This is a genomic window from Corallincola luteus (assembly GCF_004336975.1).
Classification (GTDB): domain Bacteria; phylum Pseudomonadota; class Gammaproteobacteria; order Enterobacterales; family Neiellaceae; genus Corallincola; species Corallincola holothuriorum.
Genome location: NZ_SJXE01000005.1, coordinates 24,574 through 50,055, shown reverse-complemented (window position 1 = coordinate 50,055; position 25,482 = coordinate 24,574). Strand labels below are relative to the sequence as shown.

Here is a 25,482-nt window from a genome sequence, read left to right as displayed (position 1 = left end):
GACATTAGCACTACTTGGCGCAGGATTCTGCGGCCTAATGGCACTAGGACTGCTGATTACCATGATGGCAGGTCAACCACCTAGTCGTTAGGTGGGCTTCCCCTAACAAAGGCCATGCCTCTCGCCAAGATGGCTAAAATAGCAGGAGCAGCAGCCAGTGCGGCAGCCATGCTTTCCATTTCAGTATTAAACAGATAGAGCATGGCCCCCACCGCCACCACGATCAACGTCAGTAACGGAATTCGGATTACGTTCCACTGGCTAACCGAGGCTTCCTGCAGCCAGATTTCCATCACCTCACTGCGTTCCGCAGCTAAAACAAATCGAGCAAAGCTGCGATTACAGATACGTAACCTCGGATCTCTGACGATATAACCGCCGCGCTCTAGATGCTCTATCACCTCCAAATTGTGGCAATTGATAAAGCTACCGCTGGCTAATTGATACAGCGCCACTTTTTCATCTCGGGTACAAAGCTCCCATTTTCTGCGGTACAAACTGCCGGCATTGGCGATATACCAAGTTTCCAAGTCTTCCACTTCAAAATGCTTGGGTTGGTGGGATTGATACCAGCGTTTGAACTCAAAATGCACCAGCCTCAAATCAGGCCAAACAGCGGCTTCCCGGCGGCTCAATAAGTAGTGGTATTGCTTTGGATTATCGGTTGGCATCAAGCCAAACCCATGATGACTGGGGCTCCAAGCGTAGAATTTTCTTAACCCACTAAACATCTGCGCCCACTGCTGGACTTCGTTGTCTGCCGTTCCCAAGCTTTCTGTGTATGCATTACTGTGGATCAAACGATAGAGCGGCGAGCGCTCACAGCACACCACAAACCCCATCGCATCCAAACTTTGGCGTCGCTCCAGCAATTGCTGAAGCAGCGAGAGCGCATTGCGACGAAGCTTTTCGTCCATTGCCGCCGTTTCCAAGTTGTAACACACCACCACTTCCCAGCCATCCAGTCGTGGCAGCGGCGAAGTCACACCACCATCGCCATAGCGCATCGGCAACTCGGCATCAGGATCGGACAGATCTAGCCAATGGATACCATGCTCTGTCCCAAGCCACCGGCGATAGCGCATCAGCTTTCTTTGACCTGGCCACAGCATTAACACCCCACCGGGAACACGGGTCGCTTTCTCAAGCACCTGGCGCATTAAGCCACGTTTGGGGAAGTTCTGGCTTAACACCCTAGGTACCAGCAAGCCAAGACAGCGCTCCGCCAGCGAACGGAATACGCGATACAGCATCCAGCCAATAAGGAGCAGAGCAAACGCCATCAACCAGACAGACTCCAGAATCATCGCCAGCGCAGTCGGTAACAGCGGGATAATGAAAGCAGGCTCCTCGGCGGCATCTAAGGGGCGATAAAGACCTTTCGCGGTCCAATAGCGAATAGATGACAAAGCTCCGGTTTCTCTCCCTGCAGCCCGAAAACCAATCCGCGCGGCAAAATCAGACAGTGGTGTTGTTAAACTAATCAAATAATCATAAAAACCCTTATCTTGAACCAGAAAAGATTTCTCCTCGTTGGCATGACCAACTGTTTTGCTACTGTTGATACGGGCATAACGCACATAGTAGCCACCTGAATCCTGATCCTTTATGCAGCCTAAACCAAACACCCCTTTACCACAGCCATTGGATTGCTCAGTAAAAAATGCGTGTTTCGATTGAGCAAAGAAATGGGTCGCCAACCAATGTTTTGATACCCCATCGGAGTTAACTTTGGGCGTATCTCCAGTGCCCAGACCACCATCAGAGGGTTTCGGATATAAAGTTTCAAGTAACCAATGGCGTTTTGCGAGCTGCTGATTGAACTGTTGGCCAATATCAATCGACGACAGTTCGCTATACAGATAGATCTGATGTTTAGATATTTGCTGAAACAGAATGAGGGTCGGCAGTACCACCACGAGCCCCAACATCAGGCCACCATGTAACGGGTAAAGTCGCTGCGCCCAAGCCCGACTGACCCAGCCAGGCGCAGGCTCCAGTGATGGAGGAAAACGTTGCAACTGTTTAGCCATGATAAACACTTGCAACGCCATAGCACCGATAACCACGCCCGCATTCAAACCAAACGCTTCTTCGCGCTGCCACACCAGCACCGTCACAATAATATCTGCCAATGCGGCGACCAAGGCGATGGCAATCAGTGCATAGCGGCGCCACGCACTGGTTAACGGACCATGCGCCACCTGCAAGCAGAGGTTTGCCCAATTAAATATTAACAACACCAAACAGTACAAGACGGTCAGCACCGTGGCGTGTTCGACGCCAAAGCCAAAAACGCCCCCTTGTATCAAGCTAAGCACGGCAGTGCCCACCAACCACGGATAGACAGGGCGGCGATAGTAGTTAGGCCACAACCAGCTCAAGCCGGGTGTAAACACCTTTCCTACCCACAGAAAAGCCGCCAGGCACAACAGCAGCACCAACATGCTCACCAGCACCATCAGCAGCACGTTAAAGTTGATAATCTGCAACAGGCTGTGGTCGTACATCACCACCACACTCCAGGGAATGCCGTACTGACCTAAGGACATCGTCGTTAGGTAATGAGGTTTACCCTGGTAATTTACCCGCAGCGTCATATCTTCCTGACTACTTAAGGCCAGCTTAAGATCCCGATCATGATCCGTTGCCACGAGAAAGTTCTCTAACAGACTCAGCTCTGACTGCGAATGATAAAGTACGCGTCCCGTCTGGTTCTCCACCATTGCCAGTTTGTAACCAAAGGGCAAAACCGGCTCGAGCAAGTTCTCCAAATGAAATTCAGCAACGGCCACCTTGGCGTTAAATTGATTAGGCGGCAAAGCAATCGATGTCACAGTGCTTCGCAAGCCATCGGAATAACTGAAAATGTGCTCGACATAGAAATGTCCACCTAAGGGCGAACGCCAGCCTTTGTCCAACGCCAGCGCAGAAAAATATTCGCGCGTGGCTAAACTAATACGCTCATTGTCGAGCAGATCAAACGGATACCAGGAGTAAAACGGCCCGACCTGTTTACCTTCAGGGTCCAGCAAGAAATAGTGTTCAAGTGGCGGTAAAGCCTCAATCTGTTTCGGAATACAGTTAACCGTTTCATAATTTGTTTCGCTGCCCGACAGGGGTTGCACACATTGCAGCTGCTGTTGGCCATAATCAGCGCTGGGCAAATGGCTGGCCGCCACCGGTTGTTCCGACTGCTTTTGCCAAAGCTGGGTAAGCAGTTGCCGCTTATGGGTCAGTTCGTCGCCCACCTGCATTCGCGCCTGCCCAGCAATCTCATACAATTGCCGCTGCACATGCGCTTTCGAGTTGCTGTAAACCAACAGATCGGTAATGGCGAGGGTGATCGTCATCGCAAACAAAGCAACACCAGCCAATGCGACACGAAACTCATTCGCCCCCATCGCTTGATTAACGCCCATAAAGCGAAAACGCAGAATCGGCCACAATGCTAATAGCAACAGTACTCCACCCAAAGTTGCTGCGGCCATTGAGGGCGACAAGGAAAACTTCGACGCCCTCGCCTCCTCCATTGGGATCAAGCCGGTTAACAGCAAATAGCCTTGCTGCAATTTGCCCCGAGAAATAACGGGATAAGGTAGCTCATAGGGCATGATATAAAGACGAAATGGCATCTCACCAATGGTGATATCAAAGCTACTTGCAGCCCCCACAGGAAGTCGTTCGAGGGTACTTTTACTAGTCGTCGAACTACTACTGGCCGCACTCTGCAACGCCTTGTACAAAGGCTTAATCGCCTCTTCCCAATCCCGCTTGGACTTATCGTCAGCACTTTTTAGAAAATCATTAATATGGGTGAAATGAGAGTCATTAAACGACGTGGATGCATCGACATCTTCGACAGAGCTTTTTACCGTGGTGATCACGCCACCATCGATGTTAACCAGCATCATGAGGTCAAAGGGCGACACGCTGGGGGTGTCTTTTAGTAGCTCACGGGTATCAAAGCTGAAATAATTACGATCGACAAAAGGTGTTGCACTGCTACTGTTCTGCTGCGCCAGACAACGCATCATCCAGAACCCTCGCGCCCCGCCCATAAACCGAACAAAGGGACGATCTGCATTGGCTTTACAGGCCGCCGTACTGCTTTCACTATCTAACGGAAACCAGTTCTGTTGCCCGGAAAAATAAACCTCCGCGGATGAGATTAAAGAGTTGCGCTTAAGGCGTTGTAAAAAATCCCCTCGTTGCTGCTCTTTCTTGTCAGCAACAAAAGCCTCACTGGCCAGATCAACTGAGTCAACCTGCTCGACAAACCGTTGCGAGGTAGGCGCTAGCTCCTGACGCGGATCACCGGCACCCGTTTTTGCCAATGAGATGATTTCATCCAAAAATGAGAACAACTCATGCTGAATCTCCGACAGCAGCAGTTGGGTTTCGAAAGCGCCAGATGCACGCATCGACTTACTGTCGGCAAAGACACCTATGCGACAGCCCCAAGAGCCTAATGCATTGATACCATGAACAAGCGCATCATCGCCCTCTACCCTAGACTCACCCTCGTCCGAATAAGCGGTTTTATCGCTATATTTGGGCTTGGGGATCGCTTTATATTCATTAAACAGTGCGCATACTTTATCTGCCGCTACGCCAGAATCCGGCTTAGGACATACCTCGTTGTAGAGCGACTCAAAGTCATCGTTCTCAGCATCAATACCCAGTTCATAACCCAGCACTTCCGCTAACTCATCATCAAAATCACCATCAATGTAATCATTACCCTCCAGAATAAAGCTATGTAGCTCCTCCTTAAACGCTGGTGATGAAGCTTTGATCTGTTGAATATGTTCAGGAGAGAGCGAAGACGCGCATAAGCTGGCTTTTGGCAGGCGTTGAAACAAACCAGCTAACGCTTTGAATTTATTATCGAGGTGGGTACGCGTTTGATGCAGCACCGCGAACGACCGATGCTGGAGATAGCGTTCGTTACTTTGAAATTTTGCGTATAACAGCCAAGCGACTGGTGCCCCAATTAACAGCAACGACAGGGAAAACAACAGTGCCGTGGTCGTCCGGTTGACCTTAACGATCATCTGACCATTCCTGTGTAAGATAAACGGCTTATGTTGATTTCAACTTAAGTGATTGAATTTTAGTCAACAGAATGGCTTTTCACCAGAAAACGTAGGATCAGAATGAGTAAAGGAAGATCTTCGCTGCAAAAGCCATGCTTAACGCAAATCACTGTTATCCCCGTCAGATTCAGCTAAACTATTGCGCCGTAATCCTCCCTTAATGACTAACAAGAGTTGTCCGGCAGATATGGCTGAATACGTCTTTACAATGCACCGCTTGGGGAAAATCGTTCCACCAAAGCGTCACATCCTTAAGGATATTTCCCTTTCCTTTTTCCCAGGCGCCAAAATTGGTGTACTTGGTCTTAATGGCGCAGGTAAATCCACCCTGCTGCGCATTATGGCTGGGGTCGATACCGAGTTTGAGGGTGAAGCCCGCCCCATGCCGGGACTCAACATCGGTTACCTGCCACAGGAGCCGGAACTAGACCCAAACAAAACCGTTCGGGAAATCGTCGAAGAGTCTGTCGCCCATATTAAAGATGCGATGACTCGACTGGACGCTATCTACGCCGCTTATGCCGAGCCGGATGCCGACTTTGATGCGCTGGCCAAAGAGCAAGGCGAATTAGAGGCGATCCTGGCCACATCAGATGCGCATAACCTGGATAACGCCCTCGAACGTGCCGCCGACGCCCTGCGTTTACCTGAGTGGGACACCAAAATTGAGGTGTTGTCAGGTGGTGAAAGGCGCCGCGTCGCACTGTGCCGCTTATTGTTGGCACACCCAGACATGTTGCTACTCGACGAACCAACAAACCACTTAGATGCGGAATCAGTGGCCTGGCTGGAGCGCTTCCTGCACGACTATTCCGGCACCGTGGTGGCGATCACCCACGACCGTTACTTCCTCGATAACGTCGCGGGCTGGATCCTCGAACTTGACCGTGGCCAGGGCATTCCTTGGGAGGGCAACTATTCCAGTTGGTTAGAACAGAAAGATCAGCGTTTGGCGCAAGAAGCCTCCTCTGAGAAAGCGCGCCAGAAGTCGATCGAAGCAGAATTGGAGTGGGTTCGCACCAACCCCAAAGGTCGTCAGGCAAAAAGTAAAGCCCGTATGGCACGCTTTGAAGAGCTACAAAATAAAGATTTCCAGAAACGGAATGAAACGAACCAGCTCTATATCCCGCCCGGTCCACGTTTAGGCGACAAAGTGATCGATGTTGAGCATTTGTCGAAAGGCTATGGTGACCGGCTGCTCATTGATGACCTCAGTTTCAGCATACCGAAAGGAGCCATTGTTGGCATTATCGGCGCTAACGGTGCCGGTAAATCGACCCTGTTCCGTATGTTGTTAGGGCAAGAGCAACCCGATTCAGGTGCGGTCACCATAGGTGACACAGTGGAACTGGCTGCCGTAGAACAGTTCCGTGACACCATGGATGACACAAAGAGCGTGTGGGAAGAGATCTCAGAAGGCGCAGACATCCTCACTGTCGGTAACGTCGAGATCAACAGCCGCGCCTATGTCGGCCGTTTTAACTTCAAAGGTGGCGACCAAAACAAACGGATTGGTGAGTTGTCTGGTGGTGAGCGTAACCGTGTGCATCTGGCCAAGCTACTTAAAGCCGGTGGTAACACCATTCTGTTGGATGAACCAACCAACGACCTTGACGTTGAAACCTTGCGTGCATTAGAAAATGCGCTGCTGGACTTCCCGGGCTGCGCCCTGGTTATCTCGCACGATCGCTGGTTCCTTGACCGTATCGCCACTCACATACTCGACTATCGTGACGAAGGTAAGATTAACTTCTTCGAAGGTAACTTCTCTGACTACGAAACCTGGTTAAAGAAAACCCTTGGGCCAGAAGCGATCGAACCCCATCGCATCAAGTACAAGAAGATTGGCTAACCTCTCTGTTGGTCGTGAAAGCCCAGACTCGTCTGGGCTTTTTTATGCCCTAAAACGCTGTTTCGCCACGATCTATTTGCAAAGCCTGTGATCTGAGGCAGGACTCAATCACTCACCTGACTTCTCAACAGACACAGGGCTGACTATGATTGCTAGGTAACATTGGTCTCTGCCGAATGTATGGATTTAAAACCTGATGCTCGAAAAAAGAAGATTTACCCGAATCGTATTCTCAACACCGGTCAATATTGTCACTGGTGATAAAAGCGTTAGCACTGAGCTGATCGACCTGTCTCTAAAAGGCGCATTGGTGGCTGAACCCAAAGATTGGGTTTACGACGAAGACGCTGACTATAAACTCTGTTTTCATTTAGACGGCTCTGATGTCGAAATAGAGATGGAAGTAGAGCTATCCCATCAACGGGCTCATTATTTAGGTTGGAATTGCCACCATATCGGGATCGAAAGTGTCTCCCACCTTAAGCGCCTGATTGAGTTAAATGTCGGCGATGAAGATCTACTGTACAGAGAACTGGCCGATCTGAGCCATCCGCCCGCACTATAGTTTTCTCTTTCTGCCGCTCACAGTAATGACAGTGAGCGGCAAACTCTCTACTCTGGAACGGCTAAATAAAACGCACAAAAACAATAAAGATGCGTTGAACAATCAACTCCTTTCCAGGGAACCGATATGAAAACATCCACTATTCTTGCGACGGCACTGCTTGCTAGCGCCATGACCGTCGATGCGACACAGATTGAACCAACCGCCGTAGCCAAACTTAATAGTGCATCCGAAGCACAAGTCATTGAATGGCGTCGCCACCTGCACCAACACCCAGAACTCAGTAACCGCGAATTTGAAACCAGTGTCTATATCGCCAAGCAGATGAAAGCGCTAGGTTTAACCGTTGAAACAGGCATAGCCCATACCGGTGTTGTCGCCGTGCTTGAGGGTGGCCTGCCCGGCCCAACGATAGCGCTACGTGCCGATATGGATGCGTTACCGGTCACCGAACAGGTTGACCTGCCATTCGCATCAAATGCCACCTCCGAATTTAGAGGCCAAAAAGTCGGTGTCATGCATGCTTGTGGTCACGATACCCACGTGGCGATGTTGATGGGCACAGCGAAGAACCTAGTCGCACTCAAATCACAACTGCCCGGAAAAGTGGTATTTATCTTCCAACCTGCGGAAGAAGGCGCGCCAGAAGGGGAGGAAGGCGGGGCAGCTTTGATGCTCAAGCAAGGCTTATTTGAGAAGCACCAACCGGTCGCGGTCTTTGGCCAACACGTCACCTCCACCCTGCCCGCAGGCGTAATTGGTTACCGCAGTGGTCCAGCCATGGCCAGTGCAGACCGTTTCAAAATTACCGTACACGGCAAACAAACCCACGGTTCTCGCCCATGGGGTGGTGTTGACCCGATTGTTGTGTCGTCACAGATCGTGATGGCGGTACAAACCATTGCCAGTCGGCAGGTTGATGTAACTAAAGCACCTTCGGTGATCTCATTTGGCGTTATTGACGGCGGCATTCGCAATAACATCATTCCCGACAGTGTTGAGTTGATCGGCACGATCCGTAACTTCGACATGGGGATCCGCGAGCAGATCCACGAAAAGCTTGAGCATACCGCCAAGCTAGTCGCAGAAAGCGCGGGCGCCAAAGCTGAGGTCACCATTTTCAAGGGCTATCCCGTCACCGTTAACAACAAATCACTGACAGATTTTGTCGTTGAGCGTTTTAATACCGTGGCAGGCAAAGACAATGTAAGAGAGATGGGGCTCATCACCGGTGCTGAGGACTTTTCCTACTACGCCCAAGAAGTGCCAGGGTTCTTCTACTTCCTGGGCGTCACGCCGGCAGAGCAGAACCCTCTGACCGCTCCTAGTAATCACTCTCCCCGCTTCTATGTCGACGAGTCCGCACTCACCGTGGGCACACAAACCATGACGCAGTTAGCGGTGGATTATTTGCAGACATATCGATAATAACCACACCTGAGATAATAAAGGCGAGTCTCTGCTCGCCTTTATTGCTGATGACAGAATCAACCAAAATAACGTCTACCAAAACTCGATTTGGTGAACTCCTTTCCTCCTTCCATCTCGAGTATATCGGCTTTTGAATATTCAACGTTGAAGCGATCCCTTAATACATGCAGGGTTAACAGCGCACCTTCATAATCAATGGCTTTTAAGGAAATCATCAATTTATAGTAATAGGGTGTCGTTAAGTACGGATCGCTAAGAATAGATTCATTCGCGTAGTGGTTAGCCAGGCCGATCTTATCCATCTCCAAATACAGCGCCGTTTGTTCGATGTGAATTCCTACATGATTAGCGATGAACTCAGGTAGGCTATTCAGAGTTACGACGGCATTATCATAATCATTCCGGGATAAATAATATCCATAAAAACTGCTATGCGTCTGAGGTGTTGTCGTCCATTGCTGTTCAACGAATGAGAGCCACTCCTCATCCATCCCTACTGCAACGTCTTTTAGTAATCGATCTCGGATAAATGGCTCGCTCTGTAATTCTGGCGACAGCAGAGAAAAGTACTTATCAAACAGCACATACTCCCTATTATTAATCGCATGCATTGTTTGAATAAATGACACTTTTTCCAGCTGTGTATACTCGCTCGACTCCATCACGCGATCCATCGCCACCAAAGCTTCTGCTAAACCATAGCGATACAGCATCTGCCGAATATTGACGATGTTTTGTTCGTCACGATCCCAAGTGAAACACAAATAATCAAAGCTATCATCAGAGCCCAACGCAAAGTAGCTTTGAATATAGTTTCCTTCTGTCTGGCTATGGATAAACTCCCATCGTTCGAGGCCTGCGACTTGTTCCATCATCTTATGAAATGTTGTAGGAAGTAGTTTATCCCATGACACATCAACAAAGCCGGCTTCAGATTCGTCAGGGTAAATCGTCTTGATGTAAGCCTTCGCCGGGCGATTAGAGAAATGTTTATCCAGTGTGGCGACTGGCGCCTTCGCGGCATCAGCCGCAAAAGCGCGAAAAAAATTCACACTGGCAAAACCATTATCAGTTTCTGCGGCTGCCACGTCAGACTGACTATCCATACTATCTAAGGTGTTTAGCACCTTATCAGCGGCATTGGCGTTATTGACGGATTGGCTACCAGCACCTTGCCCATTGGAGGCACAACCAAGAACCAAACAACACAAACAAGCCACCATCCCATACTTAATCTTCATCATCTCTTTCCTTAGAGTGCCGTCTTGCGTTGTTGTTGCTGGATGTAATGCACCAACTTGCTCATAGAGCCATAAGACGGTTCACTGGTGACATGAGTAATACTGTTTCCATATTCAAGAAATTTCCGTGCCTTTCTCAACAAAGCAATATGCTCGCTGACTTGCTCAGGAGGCACAAATCTCTGTTTAGTCTCATAGTCACTGCGATAAATTAGTCTACGATGTTCGTAGCTCAGCTCTGTTTCGAAACGAATAAAATCATTTTCTAATACTGTTCGCTCTGCCGTGGTTGAGAAATCAATATGCTCAGGCAAAACCAACTCTAGCTGTTGATGCACTTGCACTTGCCCATATAAACCCAAATATTGGTTTCGATTCACTTGGGTAGGCAGTTTGATATAGCTATCGATAACATCTGTATAGAAAGAGAATCGAGCGGCACTGCCGTCGACAGTCCAAAAATTAGGGTGCAAATAGTTTTCAGTAACAACGAGTTGATTAGTGTGGCGATCGTCTTGAACTTCAATACTGCCAATTTTATCGATGCCAGCAAACAGTTGTGAATAGTAGTTAAAATACTCTTTCTCTAGACGCTGCCTGCCGACACTTGCAATCCGATAACGCATATAGTCCGCTTCTCGCCCCGAATACGTAGTCGATATCTGCCACTCCACAGGTGACGCATAATCAGCGGCTTTATACTGCTGCCGAATACGGATCAGATTCTGATGTGCTTGAGACGCAGGCATCATCGTTAACTGATCACTCCCTTTTTTGGCAATCAATCCCATCCCAAATTCAGCTTGTGAAATAGCCTCTAACGTCAGCGCCTGGTGGCTCATAGTAGGATCAACCCAATAGCGTTTCCCATCAAAATCAAACGTAGTGATAACATGATTAAACAAGTTATAAGCAGGCAAAAACTGCGCAATAGTATGACGACTTTCAGTTGATACAAGCACGGGTGCAGCCTGAACATCGATGGCATTTAACATGGTCGCCAATAGCAATGATTTGTCTTTGCAGTCCCCATAACGATTGGCAAAGACCTCAGATGGACTATGCGGAAGATGAGAATTCTCAGAAATCTCAATACCCAAATAACGCACCTTCTCTTGCGAGAAGCTTAACGCTTTTTCAATTGCCTGCTTTTTAGGTAAAGTCTTTAAATCGGCAATATAATCAATAAGATCCTGCGATAACGATGTATCCGCTCGGTCAAACAAGTTAACAGCCCACTCGCCAACTTCTTGCCAAGAAGAAAAATCAGAAACTTGCAGATAAGGATAAACGACTTCCCAGCTTGGATTGTCTCCTTCTTGATGCACCATCTGCGTATGTTGCATAGACACGCTATACACACGGTGTTCCCCATGCATCGTTTCAATCAATTCAGCGTCACTGTTTATAAATTTATGAGCTAGCGGCTTCCCTTTATCAGTGACGATACGCAGGCTTAAATGCTCAACTGAAATTGCCCAACCTAAATCGAAGAAGAAATTAAAGTGACCATCAAATACAGGGTTTTGCCCCTGCAAGGTATAACTGTAATCAATGACATCGCCTTGGCTAACCCCTTTTAGCCAAAGGGTCATCTGCTTATGACCCGAGTAAATTCTGCTCGCGGCTTCCGGCTCAAGGTCAATCAAGCGGATATCCTGCACATTAAGGCGCTCAATCACCTTCCCTTCACGAAGAATATTCGCGTGATGAAAAACCACCTTTTCAAAATCAGGATTAAACACGATCTCTATATCTGAATTTTCCTCAACCCCCAAAGAATCATTAATGCGATAGGTAAAATGTCGATAAAGATTACGCTCGGATAAGGTGAGATTGACTTGCGTGTCAGACAAAAGGTAATCAATGGTTTCAGTGCTGGGAGCACGGTCTAGAGAAGCCGTAATAGGTGTTATCCAGCTTGGTTCCGGAGCGATTTTCCATGCATCAGCCGCATGGACACTGCCAAACAATACTGAATAGACGAGCAGAGCGCTGATAATCCTTTTTACATACATCGATGCCATTCCTGTGCATTACTTCAGCCAAGCATTATAAAAGCAACATCTGGTTAAATAAAAGTCGGCCAGCCAACAAAAGATCTGCAAACAGATTTATCAGATCCCTGTCACACCTCTCTGCTACGCCCTCAGAGCTCAGCTAAACGCACACACAAAACCTATTTCCACACATAGTTACTGAGGCCTATGCTTGTCGTCATGAGCCACCTTTTCTAGTAACCGCTGTAGGCACTGGATTGACGCTTCCCACAGAACTTTTCCCTTATTTAAACTGCACTCTGTCACCAAAGAATCGAATAATGCTAATGTGTTCTTGCTTATGACATATCACTTTGATCAGAACCTATATGAGCTAACTGCAACTCGATGGCGAATGGCAGCACGCTGCATGTGGCTTACCGGCGGAGCGGTTGCACTCCTTTCTGACTGGCATTCATTTGCACTATTTATTGTCGCAATGGGGTTCATCATTTTAGGAGCGTTGCACCACTTTGAGTTACACATTCAACCTAAAATACTCGAATCTCGGTTGATTGTAGGTGACGGCAAGCTCTGCTTTAGCAACCCAGTTTCAGGTTACACGGCCACGAAAAACTTAGATGACATCACCAAGGTAGCGATGCGAAGATTTCTAGGCATTCCAATTTTGAGAGTCGACTTCAAAAACAACGAACGGCTTACGTTTGCTTGTTATAAAAACAGCTCCGATTTAGCAACTGAACTGAAGTCACAGTAAGCTGTTGAGATGTAACAAGCCTCGTAACGGAAGCATTAATTAGTTATTGGACGCTGAAGGGACATCACCGATCCGGCTATCCAGTGAACATGCAAATCTGAAAGCCCTATAACATGCCGTATAAACAGCACGAAATCTAAGCCTGCGAGCCGGTGTCCTGAACGACATCAGAAAGGGTAACAAGGCATTCATGCTTTCTATTCTTAATATCTGGTTAAAACTGCAGATCCTGGCGCAACTTCTCGGCGATCTTTGGACCTCGTTTCCCTGGTGAGCTTGCACAAAGCTCTGCGGTACCCGCTTTATCGTCATCGAACTTGTAGTGCAGTAAACATTGGGATTCGATCAGAAAACCATAGGGGTCAGGCATTTTCGCTATCAGTTCCGCGCTCTTGAAATCAAAAGCCTGGTTAAGCCTGACAAGTCCCCACCAAGACCACCATTCATTAGCTACGTAGCCTTGTTCACAAGTCATATAAGCTTCTTTAAAACGCTTAGATCTGATGAAATTCAGACACGGTCGGTAAAACTCTCGCTGCAAATTTGGTTGTTCTGGAGGTGGAGTTACCAATCCATCAGCCGCATCCACCCGACCAGGAAGTGTGATGAAGAAAAAGATCGCTAGTGCGACAACAGTATTCATACATAAGCCTCGCTCTATTGTGCAGAAGCCATAGGTACTTGAGGGAGATGAAGTACAAAGTCTGCGGAGTTCACCGACTTGCCTTTAACAAAGAACCTTTTCTTCCACAGTTGACTAGACTGTGCCGCACGTAAAACATCTGGTCTCGATGCTCTTGTTGTTTGAGCGAAACAACTTTGTTGTTCAAAGCAATCCATACCGCCCGTAAGCGTGACAGATACCGTTAAAATTGAATGTTGTTCCTTAAGATAGTCGGTCACACTCTTTCCTAAGAACGCGGTGGAATGGGCCACAGCCATTAGCGCCACTACACGTTTGCCTTGCGCAACTTGAACGGCAATCGCTTCACTCATGTGTCTGTTGCGCTCAACATGTTCGTCTTCCAGCTGCCCCTGAATAAATCTCCGATATTCCATATCTATACCAACAAGTTCAACACCCATTTCTCGTGAGGATTGTAACAGTGCGATGTAGTAATCAGGGTTCTGCGGAAAATACTGGTGTAGATGCGCGTAAATTAACTCAGCTCCTTCTCCAGAGCGTGAATAGCTCTGCAAGATGGGTGTCATATCTGAAGGGAAAACTTCTAACGCCAAGCAATCAAACCCGGCAAAGCGCAGCTTCTGCAATGCTTGGACAACTTCCAACTTATGCGCGCGGTGAGTGTGGTAGTTCTCGCCCATAACCAATACGCGGGTCGAGGGGCGAACCATCAAGCGATAGAGGTTCTTTCCAGGTGCTTCAACAATTGCTTCTGCTAAATCAAGCTTTGGGTAGGTCATTTACAAAACTCCTTTTTCGTAATCATCCCTTCAACAACGTTTGTCTAAGGGTCAGCTTCCTTACTGCAGGGCTAATTTAGGCCGTGGGGATTCGTAATGCAAGGTGTCTTTTAGTGCCTATGAAATGAAAACGACTCTGTACCTAGTGGCCAAATTAGATCAAATAGGAAAGGCGGCACAACGACCTACCATCCACTAAGCAAACAAGCTAGAAACGAGAAAAAATCACCAGCGAAGAAAACAATGACGCACCAAGAAAGTGTCAGCTAAATTTACACATTCTTATTTCTGCTTTTGCTGGCAAAATATAACTAATTGAGAATATTAACAATTGCTAATTAGGATCGATTTTTGCATTAGATATTTCTTTAGTATCACTTAATCCCAAAGATTGCCGTAGGTGAATAGATTATGTCGAAGATCAGTCAGCTAGTTATTGGATTAACCGCCCTTATCAGCGCTTCCGTCAATGCTGCCCCCGTTACCATCAATTACACTGCGGACAACACGATTCTCGATTTCGGTGTTTGTTTGAACTTGGGCTGTAACCCTTTATCTAACCCATCAGACTTCTCATTACTGTTAGACAAAGGTGCCAATGTCAATAACTGGACTAATGCCGACTCAATCACTTTTGATTTAGATCCAGGCACTTACAGTATTGGATTTGTGGTGCAAAACTTCGGGGCTCCTTCTCGCGGTAATCCTGCGGGCTTGCTCGCTGAAATCATCTGGCAGGACAATATCAACCTGACATCCAGCACATGGGACGTCACCACCAATGGCGTTGATTATGTCGCTGCCACCGAATGGCATAAAAATGGAGCGGGTGTCTGGGGTAGCAATCTACTTGGCGAGATCAGCAGTGATGCATACTGGCTGTGGACGGCAAATAACTTTGACGGCACCACAGACACAACAGCCGCTTTCCGTACCACCATTACGGTAAGGGATGTGTCAGAGCCGGGTATCTTTGGTTTGTTCCTCCTTGGACTAGCCAGCCTTGGGCTGCGTCGCCGCCTCGGTTAAGCATCTTATCGACGGCATAAACGAAGGGCAGGTATCACCTGCCCTTTTTTGATCGTACCTTGCTTCACGTGCCTATCACTCAGCTATAGCAGCTCTAAGGCTTCCGCCAGTGTCTTCACCGCGTCCACTTTCATTCCCTCTATCGGCTGCTTAGGACGATTACCATAAGGCACGATGGCGCGACTAAAGCCATGCTTGGCCGCTTCAGAAATTCTTTCCAAACCATTCGGTACCGGTCGGATCTCACCGGATAAACCCACCTCACCAAACACCACCATATCTTCAGGCAAAGCGCGGTTTTTAAAGCTGGAAACCAGCGACATCAACAGGGTTAAATCGGCGCTGGTTTCAGTGACTTTTACGCCCCCTACGACATTCACAAACACATCCTGATCTGCCATCTGCAAACCACCGTGACGATGCAGTACCGCCAGCAACATGTTCAAGCGGTTCTGATCGAGACCCACCGCAACGCGCCGCGGATTACCCAACGGCGACTGATCCACCAGCGCCTGCAACTCGACGAGCAGTGGGCGCGTCCCTTCCCAGATCACCATCACCACCGAGCCAGCGGCGTGCTCTTCGGCACGGGACAGGAAAATAGCCGATGGGTTGTTGACCTCTTTCAAGCCCTGCCCGGTCATGGCGAAAATACCCAGCTCATTCACTGCACCAAAGCGGTTTTTATGACCCCGTAGGGTGCGATAACGACTGTCCGCTGAGCCATCAAGCAGCACCGAGCAATCAACACAATGCTCCAACACCTTGGGTCCTGCCAGCGAACCATCTTTGGTGACGTGCCCCACCATCAAGATGGCGATCTGGTGCTGTTTGGCAAACCGAGTGAGATAGGCGGCTGACTCCCGAACCTGTGAAACGCTGCCCGGCGCCGATTGAATATCCGCCATGTGCATCACCTGGATCGAATCCACCACCATGATTTTTGGCTGCTCTTTCAACGCCAACGTGCAGATGGTCTCGACATTGGTCTCAGATAGCATTTTTAGCTTGTCGGTGGGTAAGTAGAGGCGCTTGGCGCGCATAGCAACCTGCTGCAATGATTCTTCGCCCGTGACATAGATAGCGCCCATATGATTCGCCATATGGCACATGGTCTGAAGCAACAAAGTACTTTTACCCGCCCCCGGATTACCGCCAATCAGGGTTGCCGAGCCGGGCACAATGCCGCCTCCCAGCACGCGATCAAACTCTGCAAAACCACTGCTGAAACGAGGAAGCTCACTGAGATCGACAGATGCCAACGTCTGTACCTGTGCGGCCACCGCGCCAGCATAACCATCGCGCACACTCCGCGCCGACGGTGCCGCGGCCAGTCTTACCTCGCTGATGGTATTCCATGCATGGCATTCGCCACACTGCCCCATCCACCGGGGAAAATCGGCCCCGCAATCACTACAAACGTAGGCAGTTTTTGCCTTTGCCATCAGTACCTCGATAATCCTGCTGAGCCATGCCACAAATTTATGTGTATGGCATTGAATTTGCTTCTCTCAATCATTAGGGTAAGGCGTCAAATGTACGCCGCTATAATAATTAATAGAATATTGAGGGATACTCTACTGTCAGTTATCCCGTTTGTCAGTCTGTAGGTAGTAAACAATCTCGCATGGAACTCACAGCGTATAGCGCCATCATCGACCAATTGAAACCGTTGGTGGCAGAACCAGACTTTGAGGATATGCTCGCACGATTAACCCGTAGCGAGTCACCCTCTGCGCGCTTCCTGATTAAAATGGAACTTAAGCGCCTAGCCTCCCCTTGCGTGCGTGTTATTGATTTACGTGGCCGTGTTAACGGCAACTGTCATCCATTCGAGCATGATGGTCGCTTGCACTACCTTGATGATATGGCGGTACAGTCTTTTAAACGTAGCGTGAAAGATTATCGCGGCGTGTACACCATGGGCGTCTATGAAGACGTGATGAATACCGAAAATAACTTTCGCGTATTGCACCGAAAACAACAAGAACAGCAACTCTCTGAGCTTCAGTCCAGCAGCAAAAAATCAGCAGAAGATGAAGCGCTGCTGCTGGCGAACCGCAAAGTCCCCCATTATCCAGGAAAGCTGGTTCAATTTGGTCGCTATGTACTGCGTTCTGAAGAGCGGATGCATTATGCCATCTCCATCGAAGTGACGCTGGCCGATGGCGTCGTCATCGAAGGCAACACCACAGATCTTTCGGTGAGCGGTGCACGTATTAAAGTTGACGACAGCTTTGAGATCCCCAAGGGCGATCATATTCTCGTCAAGCTGATGGGCCTAGAAGATGACTATGTGCTCGGTGAAATGGGCAAAGGGATCGAATATGTGGTCATGGGTAGCGATGAACACCTGAATGGCCAACAACGCTTACGCCTGATGCGCGCCAACAACGAGCCTGTGTTCGACGAGTTTCTTGAACGTCTGATCCGTGGCAACAAACGCCGCTACAAGGTGAATCTGGATCATGCCGTCGACGCGGTACTTTGCAAAGGCTACGAGCAATACTTCTTTCCCCGCATGTGTGCCCTGCCAGTATTCTGCAGCGGCAAGCGCGACGAGGCGTTAACCCCCGAGTTAGCCCTAGTGACAGAGAATAATCGCCATATTATCCACTACTGGCGCGACGAAGAGTATCGTCTGCAACTGGATGGCGTATTGCAACCTGCACGGTTAAATAGATTACGGGAAGCCCCCCAAGATCCTCTGTTGATATACTGCTTTACTCACAGTGCCCGCGGCAAACTGTTTTACTATTCCGCCATTGAAAGTGAGTTTGAGTCAGAGCAGCAAAAACAAGTTTTCATGGGGTTTGGTGCCAATAAGCCCAGCTGGCAGGTCTTGCAATTAACTATCGCAGGTATCCATCCTGCGCACGCCAACCTGACCACCTTAAAAGATGGACGGGAGGGGCCAGAGCTAGACCAGCAGTCTCCTCCTCCACGTGTCGAAGGACGCCTTAAAGATGTTCGCCAGGTGGTATTGATTTCAGACGTCACCTCGGAGATCGGCGTGCAGCGTTATGCCAGTAACGAGTGGGACAAGTCGCAAGTTAATATACTGAAAGCGTTAGGCCATAAACGCGGCGGCAAGTCAGCCATTGAGCTGCACGCATTGAGCTTTTCAAACCTCAGACGCGAAACGCGCTTCGCTTACAAGACACAGGTGATTTTCAAACTGGGAGAGAAAGCTTTTGAGGGGTTTACCCGAGATATCTCTTCCGCTGGCTTGCAGGTAGAGTTAGACGAGCCGATCCCATGTGAGGTAGGCGATGCTATTCATCTTGCCCTGCCACAGTTGCAAAAGCTCACCAAAAAGATCCGTCTGGAAGAGCTGGCTTATGAGATTGTCGGGCATAACGCCACCGACACCGTACTGCACCTGAAACTAAAAACTGAACTAGGTAGTCAGGAAGCGAAACGTTTTCTGTCGCAAGTGATCGAGTCCAACCGCAAGAAACTACCCGCACTAAGATCACCCCAAGTGGTTGATGGTATGTCCAACGCACTGCGTAATATCAGCGCTCATGCAGTTACCACCACGCCATTTTATGTGCATAAGCGCGGCGCCCGTTATGCTATCGATACCGTCGCCGCCAGTGAGCATTTCTCTCCGGTCTGCGAACTGCTACAACGTATTGCTGATAAAGAGCACAAAAGCGGCATCAACCTATACCCGCTAGTGAAAGCCGAGCATTTTCACGAACACCTCCTTGTGCCTCTGAAAAAGCTGGAACGGGAAGATCCGCCGATCACCCTGGAACTCTATATCCGCTTGCAAACCGACAGTGATGGCATCCCGACTTTTGCCCAGTGCCGATACGCCGATGAGTTCGAAAACGAGATTAAACGTCGCATGTTTATTCTCGACAGCCTTAATCAAGGAGAGTTCTTCGCCTGGCAAGTACACCTATCCCGTACTGGGCGTCCAGACATTGAATTCGTCAACGATGAGCTCAGCTATATCAGCCAGTACGCTATCCATAAAGCGAAGAAGTTGGAAATGGAGCTGTGGGATGTCGTCGGTGTCGGTGAATTAGTGGATGTCACAAAAGAAGTACTCAGTCGCTACCCCACAATCAATAAAAAATAGCGAACAAAGAAACACGACTTCAGCATGCCCCCTTAATAAGGGGGCATTCACACTACGCTGCCCCCAAAGGTTTACTCTTCGTTCTCCCGCCCCTGCGCCGTAAATGCCGCAAACGCCTCTTCCCCAGTCATCTTTTTCGTCTCATTGGCAAAGCCGTAGTAACTCGGCTTTTCGTCGATAAAGATCTCTTGGGTAAATGGCGTTTGTTTCAATTCAGGGAACAAGCCCATGGGTAACATATACTGCTGGTTTTGCTTTATTCGATAAAACAGGTGGGAACCACAACTGCCACAAAAGCCACGTTCAGCCCACTCAGATGAATCATAGACAGACGGTGTACCCGTCACGACAACGTCGCAACCACCATCAAAAGCCAAAAATGCGCCACCACCCCAACGCCGACACATATCGCAGTGGCAGGCTTCAAAGTGATCGGGAGGTGTTGCTACAACAAGCTTGATATCGCCGCACAGGCACTGACCGGTAATTCCTTTGCTGCTCATCCTTGCTCCTTAATCTTCGCTGTATCAATGAAAATCGGGATCCGCTCTCAGACGAGGGAGAGAGATAACCTAGTGAGGTTAGTCCAACCAGTCAGCTAATTCGACAAAGTGATCCTGTGCCGCGTCCCGGTGCACCAACATATCGATATGACCGTAATCGTGACGATAACCTTTCACCTGCGACAACAAAGTAAAGCGGGTTTCTGCAGCCCCCAGTTCATCAATAAATAGCTGCACATCCGTTGGATGTCCCAATACCTTGTCATTAGCACCAGCAAGAAACCAACTTCGCGGCCAGCGATAGTCAGAGACGGGCTCACTCATCAGAGCCGCATGCTGTGCCTGCAGCGCTGCTGAATAGTCAAATCCGTCAACGGGATCACACCAATGACGATCCTGAGTCCAGCGCGTCACCTGCCATATCGCTCCCCAAGGTTCGTTATCCGCACCGATCTTTAGGGGCTTGGCCGGAAAGTAGCCACACACTAACTTGCATAATGGCGCCAGCCCCTGCCAGACAACGCCCATCTTGAAATAGAATTCTAAACTACGGACGGAGATCCGGCGCTTCACCCCAAACAGGGTTTTACTCAATACTTGTGGACGTAATTCAGGGAAACGGATCAACGTGGCGGCAGCCAAGGTGCCTCCCCAGCTATGAGCGATCCAGTGCACCCCTTGTGGGTGGCGGTCAGCAACAAAACGATGCAACGCCGGAATATCTTCCACCACAGATTCCCACTGGCCGTGGTCAGCACCGCGACCAACTTTGGGCTCACTGAGGCCACGACCACGCAGATCGGCAACGTAACAATGAAATCCTTGAGACGCCAGATAGGCCGCAAGGCCGCGCCCTTTCTCATTGTAAAAGATACGACCATTTTCAATGGAGCCGTGAAGAAACAGGATCGCCCCACGACTGGGGGCGCCTTGATCGGTCTGGCCAGCAGGCAGACAGATTTCACGCAGATGTAGCCTGACACCAGCCACAGGCTCGACGAACAGGCTACGGTATTGCAGGGTTGGCATTAGTCGCTGGCCAGCAGGTAGTAGATACCCTCTAAGCCGCCCAAGCTGATGCCGGTAGCCGCTTGTGCTTGCACCACCGGCTTCGCATGGAATGCGACTCCCATACGTGCTTCAGCCATCATCAGCAGATCGTTGGCACCGTCACCAGCTGCAACCGTTTGTCGATGGGTAAAGCCATACTCGTCACGCAGCTCATTTAGCGTTGTCGCTTTCACTGCCGCATCAACGATATCGCCCTGCACACTGCCCGTCAGAACACCGTCAATAATTTCCAACGTGTTCGCCCTGGTAAAGTCCAAGCCAAGATCCTGTTCCAGCTTGCTGGTGAAATAGGTAAATCCGCCGGAAACAATCGCCACTTTCCAATGGTGCTGCTTCAGTACTGCCAGCAGCGCTTCCAAGCCGGGCGTCAGCGGGATAGCGCCAGCAACCTCAGCCAGAATAGACTCGTTCGCCCCTTTCAGGGTTGCGACACGACCGCGTAAGCTCTCGGCGAAATCCAACTTACCCTGCATCGCCAGTTCAGTGACCTCAGCCACCTGCTCGCCAACACCGGCCAATTTGGCGATCTCGTCGATACACTCAATCTGGATCGCAGTAGAGTCCATATCCATCAACAACAACCCTGGCTGATCCAATACTGGTGCGTTTTGATCCAGCAGGTTCAGATCCAACTGCAGGGTTTGGCCAACCGCCGCCAACGTGGCACGATCGGGATACTCAGCCTTGGCTAGATCCACAACCACAGCACCTAACTGAGTGGGCTCCGCCAGATCAGCAATCGGACGAATGCCATTAACCGGGATATCGCTCTGCTTCAGATAGTCCAATACCAGCGCCAGACCTCGCAGGTTGAGCTCAGCCCCCCACACCACCAAGCGGCTACCCAGACGAGGAATGTGATCAACACGCTCCTGCTCGGCCAAGGTATACGCTTGCAAACTCCGAGTCAGTTTATCGTCCTCCTCGGTTGCAATACGCAGTTGAGCGCCATCATCGGTCAGTGCAACATCCTGCAATAAACTCTGCCCAGAGCTCACATCATCGAGCAGTTTTCCCAACACTTCACGACTCGTCCAATCCAGCGCCGAAGGAGCCAGAGAAAAAGTGATTAGTTTCACACGCTATCCCTTTAATCTAGTGTCTAATGTGAAGACGATAAGACGTTGCTTCACAAATCAGGACACCTATAGTATTTCTGTCCTCCCTAAGCCGCAAATGAGCTTAACAAGGAATCATGAGCCAAACCGCCAAAGTTGTACCGGAATTAGCGGGCAATGATAAAAAAAATAAAATAAAAACAGTGAGTTCGAATAAAAATAACGGCACTAGGCAAATTTATTGGCGATTATTTTTTATTGCTATCACTGTCGCCTTGGTGATGGTGATCATGCAATTAATGGTCATGCTGTCAGTGAGAACGAACGCACTCATCCAACAACAAACGGAAGTGATGTCCCGTATGCTGACCCATCAGGCGGCATTGGAAGCGGTGCAACTGCTGTTGGATCAAGATCAGCCGCGCTTACAAGCCATGGCTGAACACCTGGCATCCGATCCTTTTATCCACGACGCGACCATCTATGATGTAGAGGGTATCGCCGTCGCACGCTCCGCTAACGTACTCGCGATCAATGACCTGCTCGGGTTTGGCCAGTTCTCTCCTGAAAATCGTCCCAGCCGAGAGCTACGGCCCTATATTGCCGAGGTTGTCAAAGAGAACGAAACTCTCGGGTATATTCGCATCACCCTAGAGATGGAGAAGTTACTGGATCAGGCGACGCAACTTAAGCAGACCAGTTACGACCAAGGGCGAATTATGTTGCTGCTGACGGGGTTAACCGGATTTATGTTAGCGTTGGTGCTCAGGCGTCGGCGCTGAGCAATACTCTCGCGCCATATAGTCCATTTGATATTATCAGACTAAACAGCAAACAAAGCGGCTTACCCACCAGCCCCTCGCAAGGAGCCTACGATGCAAGCCGTCATTGATATCTCCTGGAGTTACCTGCTCTGTTTTAGCCTATTGCTTGCAATCCCCCTAGCGATCAATAGCTACTTTAGATTAGGTCTGGCAAAAGAATCCGCTGCGGCCATTTTGAGAATGAGTGTGCAACTCACTCTGGTTGGTATCTATCTACAATTTTTGTTTCAGCTAAACAGCATCAGCTTAAATCTTGCTTGGCTGCTGGTCATGCTGCTGGTGGGCACCAGTGCAATTGTCGGCAAAGCGCGTTTGCCACTAAAGCGGCTGTTTATTCCGGTATTCACCGGGCTACTGCTTGGGCTACTACCATTGCTGTTGATTTTGCTGGTACTACTGCTGCGCCCAGAGCCCGTCTATCACGCGCAATACCTGATCCCGCTCGCGGGTATGCTATTGGGAAACAGCATGAGCGGGAATATTGTCGCGCTGCAACGCCTATTTAACGCATTTACTGAACGGCAGATGGAATATGAAGGTGCGTTAGTACTGGGAGCCTCTCCCTATCAAGCCAGCCTGCCCTTCCTGCAATCAGCGATGCGCCAATCCCTTGCCCCGATCCTGGCTTCAATGGCAACCACCGGCATCGTGACGCTACCCGGCATGATGACCGGCCAGATATTAGGTGGCACAGACCCCGTGGTAGCCGTGAAATACCAGTGGCTGATCATGATCTCAATTTTTGTCATGCTCTGCGTTGCGATCGCTTCGACTCTGCTGATATCGGTGAAAACACTGATCTGTGATACCGGCAAGTTACAGGTGAGTGTTCGAGAGTAACGATTGAAACCTAAGACCAGTATCAGTTAGCGGCGGTACCACAATGCTGCATCTTGCAACGGCGTTTGCTCTGACAAGTTAGGATTGTCGATCGCAAATAGCTTACGGTTAGCCAAATCTGCACGCTTTATCGCTGCGCCGAAATGCTCAATGAATAAACGGTCAAAACTGCCATCATCGATCATGCCCCTTAGCCCGCGCTCTATTCGCGCAGCCAATGCTGGGTATTTGGGTGAAACAAAAAAATAGGTGGGCAGCGGAATATACACAACCAAAGTGCTTTCCACCGCGAGGTCAGGATAAAAGCGCTGGCGATCGTCGAACTCGGTGAACACTTCATTGACACCACGGCCAAACGAATAAAAGCGATCGTGCATCAACATCCGGAACAATGACTCATAATCCAATCCAGTGACCACTTCCATGCCGGCCTTTTCCATCGCCCAACGTGTTGACCATTGCTCACCAGAGCCAGTTGCAATATCAGCTAACTGTTGCCAACTATTCACGTTGGCAAACATCGGCTGATTCTGCTGCTTAATCAAAAATAGGCGATAGCCCTGGATCCCTTTACGAATAGGTATGCGAACGGGAATAAGCCGCTCTTCCCAGCCTGGTTTTGGGGCTTCGGCCATCACGTGTAATACTTCCCCACGCTCCAGCTCCAGCAAAGCTCTATCGCGAGGCATCACCTTATCAGTGGGGCGCACCGTGACACCGTCATGCTCATCCTCAGTTCTCAACAAAACCTCAGCCAGCAACTCGCGAGGATAGTCATAACGAGGGTCTAACTTAGAGTGACCGCGGTTGATAAGTACCACAGCGGGATAACCAGCAACCTCTGAGGCTCGAGGTGCAGCTTGAGTACCGTCAGCTGCCAGGTTATTGGCTAAAACTGCAAACGACAACGAAAGGCTAATTGCTGAGCACGCCAAGCAAAGTGTCTTAAAAACTGCCATCGATTAATCCAATAGCGCATCAAGGGTCAGCTTCATCATACTGTGGAAGCTCCGCTCCCGCGCATCACTACTCAGCTGTTCATCTCGGCGAATATGGTCACTGACAGTTAACACTGTCAGCGCCTTCGCGCCATACTCCGCTGCAACGCCGTAAAGCCCAGCGGCTTCCATTTCGACTGCCAGCACACCCATCTGATCAGCACGGTCCATCAAATCACCATTAGGGGCATAAAACAGATCCGTAGACACCACATTACCCACCCGCACCGGCACTTGATCCGCCAACGCTTGATCCGCCACCCGCTTTAACAGGCCGTAATCAGCGATCGCAGCAAAATCATGACCAGCAAGGCGTGCCCGATTAACACCTGAATCGGTACAAGCCCCCATCGCCAAAATAATATCGTTGAGCTGGATATCACCTTGAATGGCACCGCAGCTGCCAACGCGGATGATCTGCTTCACCTCATACTCGGTATACAACTCGCGGGCGTAAATAGAGCAAGAGGGGATCCCCATGCCACTGCCCATCACCGATACCCGCAACCCTTTGTAGTTGCCGGTATACGCCAACATACCGCGCACCTGATTAATACACTCAGCCTGCTCTAGATATTGCTCGGCAATAAACTTGGCCCTTAAAGGGTCACCAGGCAGCAGTACAGTATCGGCAAAGGCACCGGATCCGGCGCTAATGTGAGGGGTAGCCATACACTCTCCTAGTCTCAACTCGAA

Annotated in this window: 19 protein-coding genes; 8 read left to right on the top strand and 11 right to left on the bottom strand. The window is 49.5% G+C overall.

Annotated elements, in window-relative coordinates:
* Nucleotides 1-80: 80 nt before the first annotated feature.
* The gene (locus EZV61_RS11295; RefSeq protein WP_131415686.1) at nucleotides 81-5,057 is read right to left on the bottom strand and encodes a cache domain-containing protein; all 4,977 of its coding nucleotides are present in this window, start codon (nucleotides 5,055-5,057) and stop codon (nucleotides 81-83) included.
* Nucleotides 5,058-5,286: 229 nt separating this feature from the next.
* Between EZV61_RS11295 and ettA the strand changes: the two genes are divergently transcribed.
* The 3 genes from ettA (at nucleotide 5,287) to EZV61_RS11280 (ending at nucleotide 8,944) form a co-directional block, all read left to right on the top strand.
* Nucleotides 5,287-6,951: an energy-dependent translational throttle protein EttA gene (gene ettA / locus EZV61_RS11290; RefSeq protein WP_114339443.1), complete on the top strand. Its 1,665-nt coding sequence runs from the start codon at nucleotides 5,287-5,289 to the stop codon at nucleotides 6,949-6,951.
* 196 nt (nucleotides 6,952-7,147) lie between these two features.
* On the top strand, nucleotides 7,148-7,516 hold the full coding sequence (locus tag EZV61_RS11285; protein ID WP_114339441.1) for a PilZ domain-containing protein: 369 nt from the start codon (nucleotides 7,148-7,150) through the stop codon (nucleotides 7,514-7,516).
* A 126-nt stretch (nucleotides 7,517-7,642) separates the two neighbouring features.
* Nucleotides 7,643-8,944, top strand: coding sequence for an amidohydrolase (locus EZV61_RS11280; protein WP_131415684.1), 1,302 nt, complete (start codon nucleotides 7,643-7,645; stop codon nucleotides 8,942-8,944).
* A gap of 59 nt (nucleotides 8,945-9,003) precedes the next feature.
* Here EZV61_RS11280 and EZV61_RS11275 read toward each other — a convergent pair whose 3' ends face one another.
* Both EZV61_RS11275 and EZV61_RS11270 read right to left on the bottom strand, forming a co-directional pair.
* The gene (locus tag EZV61_RS11275; RefSeq protein WP_131415682.1) at nucleotides 9,004-10,191 is read right to left on the bottom strand and encodes a hypothetical protein; all 1,188 of its coding nucleotides are present in this window, start codon (nucleotides 10,189-10,191) and stop codon (nucleotides 9,004-9,006) included.
* 8 nt (nucleotides 10,192-10,199) lie between these two features.
* Nucleotides 10,200-12,206: a DUF3857 domain-containing transglutaminase family protein gene (locus tag EZV61_RS11270; RefSeq protein ID WP_165569586.1), complete on the bottom strand. Its 2,007-nt coding sequence runs from the start codon at nucleotides 12,204-12,206 to the stop codon at nucleotides 10,200-10,202.
* Between the two features lie 391 nt (nucleotides 12,207-12,597).
* Between EZV61_RS11270 and EZV61_RS11265 the strand changes: the two genes are divergently transcribed.
* The gene (locus EZV61_RS11265) at nucleotides 12,598-12,945 is read left to right on the top strand and encodes a hypothetical protein (RefSeq protein ID WP_165569585.1); all 348 of its coding nucleotides are present in this window, start codon (nucleotides 12,598-12,600) and stop codon (nucleotides 12,943-12,945) included.
* 214 nt (nucleotides 12,946-13,159) lie between these two features.
* Here EZV61_RS11265 and EZV61_RS11260 read toward each other — a convergent pair whose 3' ends face one another.
* Nucleotides 13,160-13,588 (bottom strand): hypothetical protein, encoded by a 429-nt coding sequence (locus tag EZV61_RS11260; protein ID WP_114339433.1) that lies wholly within the window; start codon nucleotides 13,586-13,588, stop codon nucleotides 13,160-13,162.
* A gap of 14 nt (nucleotides 13,589-13,602) precedes the next feature.
* A complete protein-coding gene (locus EZV61_RS11255) occupies nucleotides 13,603-14,370 on the bottom strand; it encodes a ChaN family lipoprotein (RefSeq protein WP_114339431.1) in 768 nt (255 codons plus the stop codon).
* 411 nt (nucleotides 14,371-14,781) lie between these two features.
* Between EZV61_RS11255 and EZV61_RS11250 the strand changes: the two genes are divergently transcribed.
* Nucleotides 14,782-15,399, top strand: a complete 618-nt coding sequence (locus tag EZV61_RS11250; RefSeq protein ID WP_114339430.1) for a PEP-CTERM sorting domain-containing protein — start codon at nucleotides 14,782-14,784, stop codon at nucleotides 15,397-15,399.
* 83 nt (nucleotides 15,400-15,482) lie between these two features.
* Here the strand turns inward: EZV61_RS11250 and radA are convergent, their stop codons facing one another.
* Nucleotides 15,483-16,844: a DNA repair protein RadA gene (gene radA, locus EZV61_RS11245; RefSeq protein WP_114339569.1), complete on the bottom strand. Its 1,362-nt coding sequence runs from the start codon at nucleotides 16,842-16,844 to the stop codon at nucleotides 15,483-15,485.
* Between the two features lie 182 nt (nucleotides 16,845-17,026).
* Between radA and EZV61_RS11240 the strand changes: the two genes are divergently transcribed.
* A complete protein-coding gene (locus tag EZV61_RS11240) occupies nucleotides 17,027-19,492 on the top strand; it encodes a PilZ domain-containing protein (RefSeq protein ID WP_131415676.1) in 2,466 nt (821 codons plus the stop codon).
* 71 nt (nucleotides 19,493-19,563) lie between these two features.
* Here the strand turns inward: EZV61_RS11240 and EZV61_RS11235 are convergent, their stop codons facing one another.
* The 3 genes from EZV61_RS11235 to serB all read right to left on the bottom strand — a co-directional run bounded on the left by EZV61_RS11235 (nucleotide 19,564) and on the right by serB (nucleotide 22,145).
* On the bottom strand, nucleotides 19,564-19,995 hold the full coding sequence (locus tag EZV61_RS11235; RefSeq protein WP_130567204.1) for a GFA family protein: 432 nt from the start codon (nucleotides 19,993-19,995) through the stop codon (nucleotides 19,564-19,566).
* A 78-nt stretch (nucleotides 19,996-20,073) separates the two neighbouring features.
* The gene (locus EZV61_RS11230; protein WP_130567203.1) at nucleotides 20,074-21,024 is read right to left on the bottom strand and encodes an alpha/beta fold hydrolase; all 951 of its coding nucleotides are present in this window, start codon (nucleotides 21,022-21,024) and stop codon (nucleotides 20,074-20,076) included.
* The gene (serB, locus tag EZV61_RS19610; protein ID WP_233496519.1) at nucleotides 21,024-22,145 is read right to left on the bottom strand and encodes a phosphoserine phosphatase SerB; all 1,122 of its coding nucleotides are present in this window, start codon (nucleotides 22,143-22,145) and stop codon (nucleotides 21,024-21,026) included. Before serB ends, EZV61_RS11230 begins: the two co-directional genes overlap by 1 nt.
* A 116-nt stretch (nucleotides 22,146-22,261) precedes the next feature.
* Between serB and EZV61_RS11220 the strand changes: the two genes are divergently transcribed.
* Both EZV61_RS11220 and EZV61_RS11215 read left to right on the top strand, forming a co-directional pair.
* On the top strand, nucleotides 22,262-22,906 hold the full coding sequence (locus EZV61_RS11220; RefSeq protein ID WP_131415674.1) for an AhpA/YtjB family protein: 645 nt from the start codon (nucleotides 22,262-22,264) through the stop codon (nucleotides 22,904-22,906).
* 93 nt (nucleotides 22,907-22,999) lie between these two features.
* Nucleotides 23,000-23,788, top strand: a complete 789-nt coding sequence (locus tag EZV61_RS11215; RefSeq protein ID WP_131415672.1) for an ABC transporter permease — start codon at nucleotides 23,000-23,002, stop codon at nucleotides 23,786-23,788.
* A gap of 26 nt (nucleotides 23,789-23,814) precedes the next feature.
* Here EZV61_RS11215 and EZV61_RS11210 read toward each other — a convergent pair whose 3' ends face one another.
* Both EZV61_RS11210 and deoD read right to left on the bottom strand, forming a co-directional pair.
* Complete coding sequence (locus EZV61_RS11210; RefSeq protein WP_131415670.1) at nucleotides 23,815-24,747, bottom strand: type 2 periplasmic-binding domain-containing protein; 933 nt, start codon at nucleotides 24,745-24,747, stop codon at nucleotides 23,815-23,817.
* A gap of 3 nt (nucleotides 24,748-24,750) precedes the next feature.
* Nucleotides 24,751-25,458 carry a purine-nucleoside phosphorylase gene (deoD, locus tag EZV61_RS11205; RefSeq protein ID WP_130567199.1) on the bottom strand — a complete coding sequence of 236 codons (708 nt, stop codon included), beginning with the start codon at nucleotides 25,456-25,458 and terminating at the stop codon, nucleotides 24,751-24,753.
* Nucleotides 25,459-25,482 lie beyond the last annotated feature (24 nt).